10 protein-coding genes are annotated in these 16,312 nt (G+C 71.9%); 6 read left to right on the top strand and 4 right to left on the bottom strand.

From position 1 onward, the window contains the following. Positions 1-10: 10 nt before the first annotated feature. The gene (glgP, locus tag OG982_RS21285; protein WP_266784385.1) at positions 11-2,653 is read right to left on the bottom strand and encodes an alpha-glucan family phosphorylase; all 2,643 of its coding nucleotides are present in this window, start codon (positions 2,651-2,653) and stop codon (positions 11-13) included. Positions 2,654-3,303: 650 nt separating this feature from the next. Here glgP and OG982_RS21280 point away from each other — a divergent pair. The 4 genes from OG982_RS21280 (at position 3,304) to glgB (ending at position 11,055) form a co-directional block, all read left to right on the top strand. Further along, on the top strand, positions 3,304-5,298 hold the full coding sequence (locus tag OG982_RS21280; RefSeq protein ID WP_266949103.1) for an alpha-1,4-glucan--maltose-1-phosphate maltosyltransferase: 1,995 nt from the start codon (positions 3,304-3,306) through the stop codon (positions 5,296-5,298). After that, complete coding sequence (gene treS, locus OG982_RS21275; protein ID WP_266949101.1) at positions 5,295-7,019, top strand: maltose alpha-D-glucosyltransferase; 1,725 nt, start codon at positions 5,295-5,297, stop codon at positions 7,017-7,019. The genes OG982_RS21280 and treS overlap by 4 nt, the downstream gene beginning before the upstream one ends. Positions 7,020-7,249: 230 nt before the next feature. Then, positions 7,250-8,740 (top strand): phosphotransferase, encoded by a 1,491-nt coding sequence (locus OG982_RS21270; protein ID WP_266949099.1) that lies wholly within the window; start codon positions 7,250-7,252, stop codon positions 8,738-8,740. After that, a complete protein-coding gene (glgB, locus tag OG982_RS21265) occupies positions 8,737-11,055 on the top strand; it encodes a 1,4-alpha-glucan branching enzyme (RefSeq protein WP_266949098.1) in 2,319 nt (772 codons plus the stop codon). The genes OG982_RS21270 and glgB overlap by 4 nt, the downstream gene beginning before the upstream one ends. Here glgB and OG982_RS21260 read toward each other — a convergent pair. Continuing rightward, positions 11,045-11,419, bottom strand: coding sequence for a co-chaperone YbbN (locus OG982_RS21260; protein WP_266784395.1), 375 nt, complete (start codon positions 11,417-11,419; stop codon positions 11,045-11,047). The two genes, glgB and OG982_RS21260, sit on opposite strands and share 11 nt — an antisense overlap. Positions 11,420-11,441: 22 nt before the next feature. Beyond that, positions 11,442-11,834, bottom strand: coding sequence for a MerR family transcriptional regulator (locus OG982_RS21255; RefSeq protein ID WP_266784397.1), 393 nt, complete (start codon positions 11,832-11,834; stop codon positions 11,442-11,444). A gap of 244 nt (positions 11,835-12,078) precedes the next feature. Between OG982_RS21255 and OG982_RS21250 the strand changes: the two genes are divergently transcribed. After that, a complete protein-coding gene (locus OG982_RS21250; RefSeq protein WP_266784399.1) occupies positions 12,079-12,768 on the top strand; it encodes a helix-turn-helix domain-containing protein in 690 nt (229 codons plus the stop codon). A gap of 95 nt (positions 12,769-12,863) precedes the next feature. Here the strand turns inward: OG982_RS21250 and OG982_RS21245 are convergent, their stop codons facing one another. Next, complete coding sequence (locus OG982_RS21245) at positions 12,864-13,889, bottom strand: ATP-dependent 6-phosphofructokinase (RefSeq protein WP_266784401.1); 1,026 nt, start codon at positions 13,887-13,889, stop codon at positions 12,864-12,866. 290 nt (positions 13,890-14,179) lie between these two features. Here OG982_RS21245 and pta point away from each other — a divergent pair, with 290 nt between their 5' ends. Continuing rightward, complete coding sequence (pta, locus tag OG982_RS21240; RefSeq protein ID WP_266784403.1) at positions 14,180-16,264, top strand: phosphate acetyltransferase; 2,085 nt, start codon at positions 14,180-14,182, stop codon at positions 16,262-16,264. The last annotated feature ends 48 nt before the right edge of the window (positions 16,265-16,312 follow it).

Genomic DNA, 16,312 nt, shown 5'->3' with positions numbered 1-16,312 from the left:
CCCGCGGGGGCTACCGCAGCAGGACCCCGGGGCCCGTTCCCGCGTCGCCGTCGGACGGGCTCGCGAGGAGGCCCAGTTCCGCCGGGGTCGCCAGCAGCGGGTGCGCGGGCAGGATCCGTACGGTGTAGCCGAACGGACCCGTCCGGTCCAGCGCGAGGGGGCCCTCGTACACCCAGCGCCCTTCGAGGTCCGGCCCGGCGGACGGCTTGAGCGGGAAGGTCCGTCCGCCCTGGATGACGTCCTGCGCGTCCACCCGCCCGGCGACCGCCTGCACCTCCACGTCCTCCGGGGTCAGCGCGTCCAGCGACACCTGCACCCGGAGCGTGAGGGTGGCCCCCAGTTCGGCGGTGCCGCCCACGGGAGCCGCGGCGAGCGCCTCCACGTGCTCGACGCCGACGCGCGGCCAGGCCGCCCGGACCCGGCCCTTCCACCAGGCGAGGTCCCGCGCGGCGTCCGGGGTCAGTGCCCGGTGCGCGAGCGCGGCCGGGGCGTACAGCCGCTCCACGTACTCCCGTACCATCCGCCCCGCGAGCACCTTCGGCCCCAGCGAGACGAGGGTGCGCCGGACCATCTCGATCCACCGCACGGGCAGTCCGACGCGGCCGGCCCGGTCGTAGAAGCGGGGGGCGACCCGGCCCTCGATCAGCTCGTAGAGGGCGTTCGCCTCCAGGTCGTCGCGGCGCTCCTCGTCCGTGCCGACGCCGTCGGCGGTGGGGATGGCCCAGCCGAAGTCGGGCTCGAACCACTCGTCCCACCAGCCGTCGAGCACCGAGAGGTTGAGGCAGCCGTTGAGCGCGGCCTTCATCCCGCTGGTGCCACACGCCTCCAGCGGGCGGAGCGGGTTGTTCAGCCAGACGTCGCAGCCCGGGTAGAGCTTCTGCGCCATCGCCATGCCGTAGTCGGGGAGGAACACGATGCGGTGGCGCACCCGCGGGTCGTCCGCGAACCGGACCAGTTCCTGGACGAGCCGCTTCCCGCCGTCGTCCGCCGGGTGCGCCTTGCCCGCGACGACGATCTGCACCGGGCGGTCCGGGTCCAGCAGCAGCCTGCGCAGCCGCTCGGGGTCGCGCAGCATCAGCGTCAGCCGCTTGTACGAGGGCACGCGCCGGGCGAACCCGATGGTGAGGACGTCCGGGTCGAGTACGGAGTCCACCCAGCCGAGTTCGGCGTCGGCGGCCCCGCGCTGGAGCCAGGAGGCGCGCAGCCGGTCGCGGACCTCCTGCACCAGCTGCTCGCGCAGGACCCGGCGCAGGTCCCAGATGTCCTGGTCGGGGATGTCGGCGACGGCGTCCCAGCGCTGGGAGCCGCCGACGGACAGCGCGTCCTCGGTGCGGCCGGGGCCGATCTGGCGCACACCGAGCCGGACCACCTCGGGGGCCACCCAGGTCGGGGCGTGCACCCCGTTGGTGACGGAGGTGATGGGGACGTCGCCGGGGTCGAATCCCGGCCAGAGCCCGGCGAACATGCCCCGGCTGACGGCCCCGTGCAGGGTGGAGACCCCGTTGGCGCGCTGGGCGAGGCGCAGCCCCATGACGGCCATGTTGAACACCCCGGGGTCGCCGCCGGGGTAGGACTCGGCGCCGAGTTCCAGGATCCGGTCGACGGGGACGCCGGGGAGTTCGCCGCCCTCGCCGAAGTGCCGGGCGACCAAGGAGCGCTCGAAGCGGTCGATGCCGGCGGGGACGGGGGTGTGCGTGGTGAACACGGTTCCGGCGCGGACGGCCTCGACGGCGGCGTCGAAGCCGAGGCCCTGCTCCCCTTCCAGTTCCCTTATGCGTTCGAGACCGAGGAAGCCGGCGTGTCCCTCGTTCGTGTGGAACACCTCGGGCGCGGGATGACCGGTCATGGCGCAGTACGTCCGCACCGCGCGCACGCCGCCGATGCCGAGCAGCATCTCCTGGAGGAGGCGGTGGTCGCTGCCGCCGCCGTAGAGCCGGTCGGTCACCTCGCGGGCGGTGGCGTCGTTGTCCTCGACGTCGGAGTCGAGGAGCAGCAGCGGGACCCGGCCGACGCGGGCCTGCCAGATGTGCGCGTGCAACGCGCGGTTGCCGGGGAGGCTCAGGGAGACGCGGGCGGGGGTGCCGTCCGCCTCCCGCAGGAGGGAGACGGGGAGCTCGTTCGGGTCGAGGACGGGGTAGTGCTCCTGCTGCCAGCCGTCGCGGGAGAGCGACTGGCGGAAGTATCCGTGCCGGTAGAGCAGTCCCACGCCGATGAGGGGGACGCCGAGGTCGCTGGCGGCCTTGAGGTGGTCCCCGGCGAGGATCCCGAGGCCGCCGGAGTACTGGGGCAGGGCGGCGGTGATACCGAATTCGGGGGAGAAGTAGGCGATCGCGGCGGGGAGTTCCGCGCCGTTCTCGTGGCTCTGGTACCACCTCCCGCCATTGACGTAGTCATCGAGGTCGGCGGTGACGACGGCGAGCCGGCGCAGGAAGCGCCGGTCGCCGGCGAGCTCCGCCAGCCGGGCGGCGGACACGGCGCCGAGCAGCCGGACGGGATCGCCACCGGCGGCCTGCCAGCCGTCGGGGTCGACGGATTGAAAGAGTTCGCGGGTTTCCGCATGCCAAGACCAGCGCAGGTTGCGCGCGAGATCGGCGAGCGGCATCAGAGGTTCCGGGAGGACGGGGCGCACGGTGAATCGACGGATAGCCTTCACGTGTTCCACCTTCGCAGGGGATTACGGATCGGAGCGGCCGCACCACGCTGTGCACCCGCGCATCAACCCCCGGAAGGCTATCCCCGCCCCCGCCCCCGAACCATCCCGCCTCCGTCTCCCCCGGCTTCGGACGCCCTCCCGCCCCCGCCCGTTGCGGCGTCGGACCGGGCCGGATTCACCCCGTCGGATCAGCCGTCGATCGGACCGGTCAGCCGGGAGCGTCAACACGAGGCATCGTCGCCAACTCCGGTGGTCCGACGTACGGGAACAGCCTGGCGCGAGGGGTCGGTGAGGCGGGTGCGACGGGGGTTGTGTCGGTGCACATCGGGTAGTCCCGGCCGACTTGACGGAGCCTCGGCGGATGTCGACCGGAGCCTTGGTATTGCCCGTGCCACTACGTACGAGTAGTTAACCAAGCACCCGGATTGGGCGGCATGAGAGTGGGAAGGGCTCCCCGGGTACACGCACGGCAAACCCGCACCCGTACCTCTCCCGCCACCCGAGTGAACGCGGACAGGAGCGGCCATGCCCGCAGCCCAGCCGTCCACGGAGCGGCTAGAAACAGAGCGAACAGAGCGTGCACTACCAGCCCCTCTTCCGGCTGGCCTGTTGTCACCGAGCCCTGCGAACTGCCCCCAGGTGATCCCATCATGATCGGTCGCATTCCCGTGCTGGACGTCCGCCCCGCCGTCGACTGCGGCGTCAGACCCGCCAAGGCGGTCGTCGACGAGGTCTTCGAGATCTCCGCCACCGTGTTCCGCGAGGGACACGACGCCGTAGCCGCCCATGTCGTGCTCCGAGACCCCAGCGGGCGGCTCCGGCCCCCCGTGCCGATGCGCGAACTCGCTCCCGGCACCGACCGGTGGGGGGCCCGCGTCTTCGCCGAGGCCGAGGGGAGGTGGACGTACACCGTCGAGGCGTGGAGCGACCCCGTGGCCACCTGGCGGGCCCACGCGGCGATCAAGATCCCGGCCGGGATCGACGTCGGCCTCACCCTCATGGAGGGCGCCGAGCTCTACGCCCGGGCCGCCGCGAAGATCCCGAAGAAGGACGGCCGCCAGCACGTGCTGGCCGCCGCCGAGGCGCTGCGCGACGAGGACCGGGAGGTCTCCGTCCGGTACGCGGCCGCGCTCGCGGCCCCCGTCGAGGCGGCGCTCGCGCGCAAGCCGTACCGGGAGCTGGTCACCGCCTCCAAGGCGCTGCCGCTCCTGGTCGAGCGCAAGCGGGCCCTCTTCGGTTCCTGGTACGAGATGTTCCCCCGCTCCGAGGGGGCCGTCGTCGAGCCGGGCCGGGAGCCGGTGAGCGGAACGCTGCGGACCGCCGCCGAGCGGCTGCCGGCGATCGCCGCGATGGGCTTCGACGTGGTGTACCTGCCACCGGTCCACCCCATCGGCAGCACCTACCGCAAGGGCCCGAACAACACGCTCTCGGCCGGTAGTTGGGACCCGGGCGTGCCGTGGGCCATCGGTTCCACCGAGGGCGGCCACGACGCCGTGCACCCCGACCTCGGCACGATCGAGGACTTCGACGCCTTCGTGGCCCGGGCCCGCGAGCTGCACCTGGAGATCGCCCTCGACTTCGCCCTCCAGTGCTCCCCGGACCACCCCTGGGTGGAGAAGCACCCGGAGTGGTTCCGCCACCGCGCCGACGGGACGATCGCGTACGCCGAGAACCCGCCGAAGAAGTACCAGGACATCTACCCGGTGCACTTCGACACCGACATGGCCGGCATCGTCGAGGAGACGGTCCGGATCCTGCGCCACTGGATGGACCACGGCGTCCGCATCTTCCGGGTGGACAATCCGCACACCAAGCCGGTCGTGTTCTGGCAGAAGGTGATCGCGGACATCAACAAGTCCGACCCCGACGTGATCTTCCTGGCCGAGGCCTTCACCCGCCCCGCCATGATGCGCGCGCTCGCCGCCGTCGGCTTCCAGCAGTCGTACACGTACTTCACCTGGCGCAACACCAAGGCCGAGCTGACGGAGTACCTGACCGAGCTCGCCGACACCCGGTCGGCCTCCGTGATGCGGCCGAATTTCTTCGTCAACACGCCCGACATCCTGCCCGAGTACCTCCAGCACGGGGGCCGACCGGCCTTCGAGGTGCGGGCCGTGCTCGCCGCCACCCTCTCCCCCACCTGGGGCGTCTACGCCGGCTACGAGCTCTGCGAGAACGAGCCGGTCAAGGAGGGCAGCGAGGAGTACCTGAACTCCGAGAAGTACGAGTTCCGGCCACGCGACTGGGCCGCCGCCGAGCGCGAGGGCCGCAGCATCGCCCCGCTCATCACCTCCCTGAACCGGCTGCGCCGCCGCAACCCGGCGCTCCAGCAGCTGCGCGACATCCACTTCCACTCGACCGACAACGACCAGGTGATCGCCTATTCAAAGCACGCGGGAGCCAATTCCGTACTGGTGGTCGTCAACCTCGATCCGCACCACACCCAGGAGGCGACGGTCTCGTTGGACATGCCGGTACTCGGCCTCGACTGGCACGGGTCCCTCGCGGTGCGCGACGAGCTCACCGGCGAGACCTACCACTGGGGCAGGGCCAACTACGTGCGTCTAGAGCCGGGCCGCGCGCCCGCGCACGTACTGGCGGCTCTGCGACCGTCCCCGCCCACCGGAGGGTCACCCACCACATGATGATCAACGATCCCGTCCACGACACGTTCGAGGACACCCCCGCGAAGGACCGCGATCCCGACTGGTTCAAGCGGGCGGTCTTCTACGAGGTCCTCGTCCGGTCCTTCCACGACAGCAACGGCGACGGCGTGGGTGACCTCAAGGGGCTCACCGCGAAGCTGGACTACCTCCAGTGGCTCGGCGTCGACTGTCTCTGGCTGCCGCCGTTCTTCGCCTCACCCCTGCGCGACGGGGGCTACGACGTCTCCGACTACACCTCGGTGCTCCCCGAGTTCGGCGACCTCGCCGACTTCGTGGAGTTCGTCGACGCCGCCCACCAGCGTGGCATGCGGGTGATCATCGACTTCGTGATGAACCACACGAGCGACCAGCACGAGTGGTTCCAGCAGTCGCGCAAGGACCCGGACGGCCCGTACGGCGACTACTACATGTGGGCCGACAACGACAAGCAGTACCAGGACGCCCGCATCATCTTCATCGACACCGAGACGTCCAACTGGACGTACGACCCGGTGCGCAAGCAGTACTACTGGCACCGCTTCTTCTCGCACCAGCCGGACCTGAACTTCGAGAACCCGGCCGTGCAGGAGGAGATCGTCTCCGCCCTGCGGTTCTGGCTCGACCTGGGCATCGACGGCTTCCGGCTCGACGCGGTGCCGTACCTGTACGCCGAGGAGGGCACCAACTGCGAGAACCTGCCCCGCACCCACGAGCTGCTCAAACGGGTCCGGGCCGAGATCGACGCGCACTACCCGGACACCGTCCTGCTCGCCGAGGCCAACCAGTGGCCCGAGGACGTCGTCGACTACTTCGGGGACTTCGCCAAGGGCGGCGACGAGTGCCACATGGCGTTCCACTTCCCCGTCATGCCCCGCATCTTCATGGCCGTGCGCCGTGAGTCGCGCTACCCCGTCTCCGAAATCCTGGCCAAGACCCCGGCGATCCCGGACCGCTGCCAGTGGGGCATCTTCCTGCGCAACCACGACGAGCTCACCCTCGAAATGGTCACGGACGAAGAGCGCGACTACATGTACGCCGAGTACGCCAAGGACCCGCGGATGCGGGCCAACATCGGCATCCGGCGCCGGCTCGCCCCGCTCCTGGACAACGACCGCAACCAGATGGAGCTGTTCACGGCCCTGCTGCTGTCGCTGCCGGGCTCGCCGGTGCTGTACTACGGCGACGAGATCGGGATGGGCGACAACATCTGGCTGGGCGACCGCGACGGCGTCCGCACGCCCATGCAGTGGACCCCGGACCGCAACGCCGGTTTCTCCTCGTGCGATCCGGGCAGGCTGAACCTGCCGGTCATCATGGACCCGGTCTACGGGTACCAGGTCACCAATGTCGAGGCCGCGATGGCATCGCCCTCCTCACTGCTGCACTGGACCCGCCGGCTGATCGAGGTCCGCAAGGCGAACCCCGCCTTCGGACTGGGCTCGTACACCGAACTGCCGTCGTCGAACCCGGCGGTGCTCGCGTTCCTCCGCGAGTACGGGGACGACCTGGTGCTGTGCGTGCACAACTTCTCGCGTTTCGCGCAGCCCACCGAGCTGGATCTGCGGTCGTTCAACGGGCGGGTCCCGGTGGAGCTCACGGGCGACGTGCGCTTCCCGCCGATCGGCGAGTGGCCGTACCTGCTCACCCTCGCGGGCCACGGCTTCTACTGGTTCCGCCTGCGCACCGAGTCACACCGCGGGGACTCGCACCGCGGCCGGTAACACCGCCGCCGGCACTACCGCGGTGGGCAACACCGCACGGCAGCACCGCTTTTCGGCAGTACCGCTTTTCGATGGCAGTACGGCAGTACGGGGCGGGCGCGCGAATGGGTCAATCGCCCGCCCCTGTACGGACCATCCTGACCCGACACTCTCCCATCACCGGACAGCAACCCTCGCCATCCGGGACACTCTGCGCATTCTGTGACGGCCCGGGGAAAGGACTCGACGCCATGTCGGAGGCTGCATCCGCCCGGAGCCGCCAGGGCAGCCTGGGCGCGGTCCCGCTCGGACCGCTGGAGCCCATGCTGCGAGCCTGGCTGCCGAGGCAGCGCTGGTTCGCCGGCAAAGGGCGCGCGATCAACCGGCTGCGGCTGGTCTCGGCGGTCGAACTGCTGCCGCCCGAGGCCTCGCCCGGGCTGCTCCACCTGCTCGTCGGGGTCGACGCCGACGGCAGTTCGGACTGCTACCAGCTGCTGCTGGGGGTACGCCCGAACCTGCCCCCGGCGCTCGCGCCCGCACTGATCGGGTACGCCGATCAGGGCCCGTACGCCGGGCAGGCCGTGTACGAGGGCCTCGGTGATCCGCGGCTCGCGGCGCTGCTGCTGGAACGGTTGCGCTCCCCAGGCGCCCTCGGCCCGCTCCGCTTCGACCGGGATCCGGCGGCGCTGATCCCGGCCTCGCCCACGCCCCGGCCGCTGGCCGGAGAGCAGACCAACTCCTCCCTGATCTACGGGGATTCGTACATCCTGAAGGTGTTCCGCCGGGTCGGCCCCGGCGTCAACCCGGACCTGGAGCTGCCCAGAGCCCTGGCGGCCGCCGGCTGCGCCCGGGTGCCGGCGCCGGTCGCCTGGTACGAGGCCGAGCTGCCCGGCGCCGAGCCGCTGACGCTCGGGGTGCTCCAGCCGTACCTGCGCGGCTCCGACGACGGCTGGCAGCTGGCACTGCGCCGGCTCGGCGCCGGAGCAGACTTCACAGCCGAGGCGCACGCGCTGGGCCGGGCCACCGCCGAGGTGCACAGCGCGCTGGCCGGCGCCCTGCCCACCCTCGCGCTCGACCCGGAGCAGACGGCCCGGCTGGCCGCCGGGATGACGGCCCGCCTGGCGGCCACCGCCCGCGAGGTGCCGGGGCTGCGGCCCTACGAGGCGGGGCTGCGCGGGGCGTTCGACGCGCTGGCCGCCTCCCGCGGGGCCGGGGTGCCCGCCCAGCGGATCCACGGGGACCTGCACCTGGGCCAGACGCTGCGCACCGCCGACGGCAGCTGGGCGCTGATCGACTTCGAGGGCGAGCCGGCCCGGCCTCTGGCGGACCGCCGCCGCCCGGAACCGGCGGTGCGCGACATCGCCGGGATACTGCGTTCGTTCGACTACGCCGCCCGCTCGCACCGGCCGTTCGCGCCCGCCTGGGCGGACGACTGCCGGGCCGCGTTCTGCGAGGGCTACGCCCGCACGACCGGGCGGGATCCGCGCGAGGACCCCGTACTGCTGCGCGCCTACGAGACCGACAAGGCGGTGTACGAGGCCCGTTACGAGTCCCGCCACCGTCCCGACTGGCTGCACGTCCCGATGGCGGCGATCCGCCGGCTCTCCGAACCCCAGCGGCCCACCACGCACCGGGTCCCGCCCACCCCGCCCGCCCCGCCGGCCCCCGGTTCCCTCACCCCGCACCCGAACCACCCCCACCCGCAACCCCACCCGAAGCCCCCGAGGAGGCCGCTCCCGTGAGCGCCGCACGCCAGCCGTCACCGCCCGTCCGCGCCGAAGCCGCGACCGCGACCGCTCCGGCCCCGGCCCCGGCCCCGGCTCAGGAGCCCGCGCGCAAGGCCCGGGCGCCCCGGGCCCGCCGGACCACGCCACCGCGCGGGGTCCGCCCGGCGCCGGCGCTCGGCGGGGAGGAGAGGGCCCGGCTGCTGGAGGGCCGCCACCACGATCCGCACGCGGTGCTGGGCGCCCGTATCCAGCGCGGCGGCGTGGCCTTCCGGGTGCTGCGCCCGTACGCCAAGGCGGTCACCGTCGTGGCCAAGGGGCTGCGGGCGGAGCTGTTCGACGAAGGCGACGGGCTGTTCTCCGGGCTGCTGCCGCTGACCGAGGTGCCGGAGTACCGGCTGCTGGTGGCGTACGACAGCGACGAGATCGAGATCCACGACCCGTACCGGTTCCTGCCGGCGCTCGGCGAGCTGGACCTGCACCTGATCGGGGAGGGCCGCCACGAGGAGCTGTGGACGGCGCTCGGCGCCCAGCCCATGGAGCTCCAGGGCGTGGCCGGCACCCGGTTCACGGTGTGGGCGCCGAACGCCCAGGGCGTCCGGGTCACCGGGGACTTCTCGTACTGGGACTCGGCGGCCTTCCCGATGCGCTCGCTCGGCGCGAGCGGCGTGTGGGAGCTGTTCCTGCCGGGCGTCGGCGAGGGAACGCTGTACAAGTACGACATCACGCGCCCGGACGGCAGCCACACCGTGCGCGCCGACCCGATGGCGAGATCGGCGGAGGTGCCGCCGGCCAACGCCTCGGTGGTCACCGCCTCGCGGCACGTGTGGCGCGACGCCCAGTGGATGGCGTCGCGCGGCGCCCGCCCGGCCCATCAGGCGCCGTTCTCGGTGTACGAGCTGCACCTGGCCTCCTGGCGGCCGGGGCTCTCGTACCGGCAGCTGGCCGAGCAGCTGCCCGCGTACGTGAAGGAGCTCGGCTTCACGCACGTGGAGCTGATGCCGGTCGCCGAGCACCCCTTCGGCGGCTCCTGGGGCTACCAGGTGACCGGCTACTACGCGCCGACCTCCCGGATGGGCACCCCGGACGACTTCCGGTACCTCGTGGACGCGCTGCACCAGGCCGGGATCGGGGTGATCGTCGACTGGGTGCCGGCGCACTTCCCGCGCGACGAGTGGGCGCTCGCGGAGTTCGACGGCCGCCCGCTGTACGAGCACCAGGACCCGCGCCGGGCCGCGCACCCGGACTGGGGGACGCTGGAGTTCGACTACGGCCGCAAGGAGGTCCGCAACTTCCTGGTGGCCAACGCGGTGTACTGGTGCCAGGAGTTCCACGTCGACGGGCTGCGCGTGGACGCGGTGGCCTCGATGCTCTACCTGGACTACTCGCGCGGCGAGGGCGAGTGGGCGCCGAACGAGCACGGCGGCCGGGAGAACCTGGACGCGGTGGCGCTGCTCCAGGAGATGAACGCGACGGTGTACCGGCGCTGCCCGGGCGTGGTGACGATCGCGGAGGAGTCCACGGCCTGGGACGGGGTGACCCGGCCGACGGACGCGGGCGGGCTGGGCTTCGGGCTGAAGTGGAACATGGGCTGGATGCACGACACCCTGCGCTACATGTCGAAGGAGCCGGTGCACCGCAAGTACCACCACAACGACATGACCTTCGGCATGGTCTACGCGTTCAGCGAGAACTACGTGCTGCCGATCTCGCACGACGAGGTGGTGCACGGCAAGGGCTCGCTGGTGTCGAAGATCCCGGGGCACGACTGGTGGCAGCGGCGGGCCGGGCACCGGGCGTACCTGGGCTTCATGTGGGCCCATCCCGGCAAGCAACTGCTGTTCATGGGGCAGGAGTTCGCGCAGGGTTCGGAGTGGTCGGAGGCGCACGGGCCGGACTGGTGGCTGCTGGACTCCTCGTACTCCGCCGCCGCCGACCACCGGGGCGTACGGACGCTGGTGGGCGACCTGAACCGGGCGTACGCGGCGGCGCCCGCGCTGTGGGAGCGGGACAGCGTGCCGGAGGGCTTCGCGTGGGTCGAGGCGGACGCGGCGGAGGACAACGTGTTCGCGTTCCTGCGGTACGCGCAGGACGGCTCGCAGCTGCTGGCGGTCTCGAACTTCTCGCCGGTGGTGCGGCACGGGTACCGGATCGGGGTGCCGCAGGAGGTCCCGCAGTGGCGGGAGGTCCTCAACACGGACGACGAGCGGTACGGGGGCAGCGGGGTGCGCCACCTGCAGCCGCTGCGCCCCGAGCCGGTACCGGCCCAGGGGCGGGCGGTGAGCCTGCGGATGACGCTCCCGCCGATGGCTACGGTCTGGCTCAGGCCGTAGCGCGGGCGGCGGCCGGGGCCGGCGCCGGCGCCAGGTGCTCCTCCAGTTCCTGGAGCAGCCTGCGCTTGGCGCGGGCCCCGACCAGCTGCCGGACGGGCTCGCCGTCGCGGAAGACGAGCAGGGTCGGCATGGACAGCACCCCGTACCGCGTGACGGTGGCGGGGTTGGTGTCCGCGTCGATCTGGACCACCTTGAGGCGGCCCGCCTCCTCGGCGGCGACCGCGGACAGCACGGGCGCGAGCTGGCGGCACGGCCCGCACCAGTCGGCGGTGAACTCGACCAGCACGGGCCGGCCGCGCTCACCGAGCACCTCGGCCTCGAAGTCCCCGTCGGTCACTTCCGCGACGCCCTTGGCGTGGATCATGTGTTTTCCCCTCTCTCGACTCTCAACCGGTCATCTCACAGCGCGGTACCGCCGCCTCCCCGGCGGCCTCCTCGGCGGCGGACAGCTGCCGCGCGACCTGCTCGCGCACGTCGGCCAGCTGGCCGATGAGCCCGTCGAGTTCGGCGAGCTTGCGCCGGTAGACGGCGAGCGAGGACGGACAGGAGTCCCCGGCCGGGTGCCCGGCGCGCAGGCAGTCCACGAAGGGGCGGGTCTCCTCCAGCTCGAAGCCGAAGTCCCGGAGCATCCGGATCTGCCGGAGCATCCGGAGGTCGCCCTCGTCGTAGGTGCGGTGGCCGTGCTCGTCGCGTCGCGCGGGCAGCAGCCCGCGGGACTCGTAGTACCGCAGGGTCCGTGTGCTGGTTCCGGCCAGCTCCGCCAGTTCGCCGATGCGCATGGCCCCGACCGTACGGCTTGACGTCGACGTCAGGGCAAGGTGACGGGGGTCACGTGACCGGTCCGCCGGTACTCCGGAATTTCGCTGGCCGAATCCGTACCCTTGAAATTGGATCTTCCGCGATCCGATTACCGGACAGTCGCAGGGAAACCCGGCAAATCACCGGAACTCAGTAGGACTTTCCTACGAGTTCTGGGCTTGTTTGTTTGGTCCGTAGTCGTAGGACCTTGGCCACTTCTACGGTGTGGGCGTGCACTCCAGCCCTCCTTTCAATGCCCCCGCCGCGCGGCGTCTGCGCGCGGCCCTGGGCATGGCTCCCGGTCATGTCGCCTATGGCCTGCGCGCCCAGTACGGACTGCTTGTCGCGCCCGAAACCGTGATGGCGTGGGAGCGCGGCGAGATATCGCCTACTTCCACCGAGCTCACGGCCCTCGCCGGGGTGCTCTGGTGCTCGCCCGGGGAGCTGCTCGCCGAGCCGGTCACCCTGCGGGAGCACCGTCTCGCGCGGGGGATGACGGCCGAGGAGCTGTCGCGGCGGATCGGGCTGGACGAGAACTCGTACCAGAGGATGGAGGACACCGGTCGCTGGAAGGGCAACGAGCGCCAGTCCGTCTCCCTGTCGACGACCCTGGGGCTGACGCCGGCCCAGTTCGTGGCCGCCACCGGCAAGCAGGAGGAGCTCGCCGAGCTCCTGCGCAGTGCGGTGACCACGCGCTGGCAGGCCTACGTCAAGCCGCTGTCCAAGCTGCTGCCGGTGCCGAAGGAGCATCTGGAGCGGGTGTTGGAGCAGCTCTACGGCGAGTACCAGTCGCGGATGGTGGCCACCCTCAGCTGGGGCGGCGGCGGGGGCGCGGCGGGGACCGGCGACTCGGGGCGGGAGTACCTCGCGGAGATCGTGGACCGGTTCTGGGCGATCGCGGGCGGCTCCCGGTAAGACCTCCAAGACCACTGAGACCCCGACAGCACGAAACGGCCCCGAGGGCGTCCGCGGAGGGGCACGCTCGGGGCCGTTCGGGAAGACCGACGTGGTCAGAAGACCGACTCGGCCTCGTACATGCGCTTCTCCGGGACGGTCTTCAGCTCGGTGACCGCGTGGGCCAGCGGGGCCATCACGATGTCGGTGCCGCGCAGCGCGGTCATGTTGCCGTAGTCGCCGCGGTGGACGGCCTCGACGGCGTGCCAGCCGAAGCGGGTCGCGAGGACGCGGTCGTAGGCGGTCGGGGTGCCACCGCGCTGGACGTGGCCGAGGATGACCGGGCGGGCCTCCTTGCCCAGGCGCCGCTCCAGCTCCACGGCGAGGCGGTTGCCGATGCCGGCGAAGCGCTCGTGGCCGTAGGCGTCGATCTCGCCCTTCTCGTACGGCATGGAGCCCTCGGCCGGGTGCGCGCCCTCGGCGACGCAGATGACGGCGAACTTCTTGCCGCGGGCGAATCGTTCTTCCACCATCTTCACGAGGGCTTCCACCTCGAAGGGCCGCTCCGGCAGGCAGATGCCGTGGGCGCCGCCGGCCATGCCGGACTCCAGGGCGATCCAGCCCGCGTGGCGGCCCATGACCTCGACGACCATCACACGCTGGTGCGATTCGGCGGTGGTCTTGAGGCGGTCGATGGCCTCGGTGGCGACCATGACGGCGGTGTCGAAGCCGAAGGTGCGGTCGGTGGAGGAGATGTCGTTGTCGATGGTCTTCGGCACGCCGACGACGGGCATCCCGGCGTCCGACAGCATCCGGGCGGCGGTCAGGGTGCCCTCGCCGCCGATCGGGATGAGCGCGTCGAGGCCGTAGCGCGTGGCCAGTTCCTGCGCGTTCTCGGCGGCTTCGTGCAGGCGGGCGCGTTCCATGCGGGCGGAGCCGAGGATGGTGCCGCCGCGGGCGAGGATGCCGCTGACGGCGTTGATGTCGAGGGGCCGGTAGTGGCCGTCGAGGAGGCCCTTGAAGCCGTCCTCGAAACCGATCACCTCGTCCCCGTGCCCGACCAGGGCGCGGTGTACGACCGACCGGATGACAGCGTTCAGTCCCGGGCAGTCGCCGCCTGCGGTGAGAACTCCGATGCGCATCGTGCTGTGTCTCCTGCTCCTGGTCGTACCCGGCCGTTCGCGTGCGGGCGGACAGCCGTACACATGTCGGGCTTATGGAGGAAGCCCCGTCCGATTGTTCCACGGGGCGGGGGTGGGGCGCGCTCCGCGCTGCTCGGGGGACCGGGTCTTTCGGCCCTCCGTACAGGCCCTTTCCCGGGCCTTCCCCGGGCCTTTCCCGGCGGGCGCCCTATCCGGCCGCCGAGGTATTGTCAAGAGGTCAAGCCCACAGCAACGGGAAAAATCAAGCCATAGACGGACGGAGAGCACGCGTGACGCGCAGCGTGTACGTGACCGGCATCGAGCGGGGTGACGGCCGGCAGGTCGTCGAGCTCGGAATCATGGAGCTGCTGACCCGCCGGACGGGCCGGGTCGGCGTCTACCGTCCGCTGCTGCACGACGCGCCGGACCGGCTCTTCGAGCTCCTCAAGGCGCGCTACCGGATCGAGCAGGACGCGTCGACCGCCTACGGCATGGAGTACGACGAGGCCTCGGCGATCCTGGCGGAAAAGGGTACCGACGAACTGGTCTCCCGGCTCGTGGACCGCTTCCACCGGGTGGCCCGCGACTACGAGGTCATGCTGGTGCTCGGCACCGACTACGCCGAGACGAACCTGCCCGACGAGCTGGCGCTGAACGCCCGCCTCGCCAACGAGCTGGGGGCCGTCGTCGTGCCCGTCGTCGGCGGCACGAAGCGGCCGGCCGAGTCGGTGCGCGCCGAGACCCGCAACGCCTACCGGGCGTACGAGAGCCTGGGCTGTCACGTCGTCGCGATGGTGGTCAACCGGGTGGCCGCCGAGGACCGTGACGGCATAGCCGAGCGGCTCGCCGCCCGCCTCCCGGTGCCCTGCTACGTCCTGCCGGAGAACAAGTCGCTCTCGGCGCCGACCGTCTCCCAGATCACCGCCGCGCTCGGCGGCGAGGTGCTGCTGGGCGACGAGGCCGGGCTGGCGCGGGACGCCCTGGACTTCGTCTTCGGCGGCGCCATGCTGCCGAACTTCCTGGGCGCGCTGACCCCCGGCTGCCTGGTCGTGACCCCCGGCGACCGCTCCGACCTGGTCATCGGCGCGCTGGCCGCGCACACCTCCGGCACCCCGCCGATCGCCGGCGTGCTGCTGACCCTGAACGAGCGCCCGGGCCAGGACATCCTGACGCTGGCCTCGAAGCTGGCGCCGGGCACCCCGGTGGTCTCGGTGGCCGGCAACAGCTTCCCGACCGCCGCCGAACTCTTCTCGCTGCAGAGCCGGTTGAACGCCGCGACCCCGCGCAAGCTGGAGACGGCGCTCGGCCTGTTCGAGCGGCACGTGGACACCGCCGAGCTGCGCGACCTGCTGTCGGTGGCCCGCTCGGAGCGGGTCACGCCGATGATGTTCGAGCACGAGCTGCTGGAGCGGGCCCGCTCCGAGCGCCGCCGCGTGGTGCTGCCCGAGGGCACCGAGGAGCGCGTGCTGCGCGCCGCGGACGTGGTGCTGCGCCGGGGGGTCTGCGAGCTGACCCTGCTCGGCGACACCCCGGCGATCCTGAAGAAGGCCGCCGACCTCGGGATCGACATCTCGGGGGCGCAGCTGATCGACCCGGCGACCTCCCCGCTGCGGGAACGTTTCGCCGAGTACTACGCGCAGGCCCGCGCCCACAAGGGCATGACCGTCGAGCTGGCCAACGACGTCGTCACCGACGTCAACTACTTCGGCACCCTGATGGTCCAGCAGGGGCTGGCCGACGGCATGGTCTCCGGCTCGGTGCACTCCACCGCCGCCACCATCCGCCCGGCCTTCGAGATCATCAAGACCAAGCCGGAGGCCTCGATCGTCTCCTCGGTCTTCTTCATGTGCCTGGCCGACCGGGTCCTCGTCTACGGGGACTGCGCGGTCAACCCGGACCCGGACGCCGAGCAGCTCGCGGACATCGCCGTCCAGTCGGCGGCCACGGCGGCGGCCTTCGGCGTCGAGCCGCGGATCGCGATGCTCTCGTACTCGACGGGCACCTCGGGCAGCGGGGCGGACGTGGACAAGGTCCGCAAGGCCACCGAGCTCGTCCGGGCGCAGCGTCCCGACCTGCTGATCGAGGGGCCGATCCAGTACGACGCGGCCGTGGAGCCCTCGGTCGCCGCGACCAAGCTGCCGGGGTCCGAGGTGGCCGGCCGGGCGACGGTGCTGATCTTCCCCGACCTCAACACGGGCAACAACACGTACAAGGCCGTGCAACGTTCGGCGGGCGCCGTCGCGGTCGGCCCGGTCCTCCAGGGTCTGCGCAAGCCGGTCAACGACCTCTCGCGCGGCGCGCTCGTCCAGGACATCGTCACGACCGTGGCGATCACCGCGATCCAGGCGCAGGGCGCGCCGGCCCCCACCGCCTGACCGGCCCCGCCGCCTGACAGGCCCACCGTCAGACCGGCCTCCTCCCCC

Source organism: Streptomyces sp. NBC_01551, assembly GCF_026339935.1.
Classification (GTDB): Bacteria; Actinomycetota; Actinomycetes; order Streptomycetales; family Streptomycetaceae; genus Streptomyces.
Note: the sequence above shows the minus strand (reverse complement) of the source record. Positions and strands in the feature narration are given on the sequence as shown.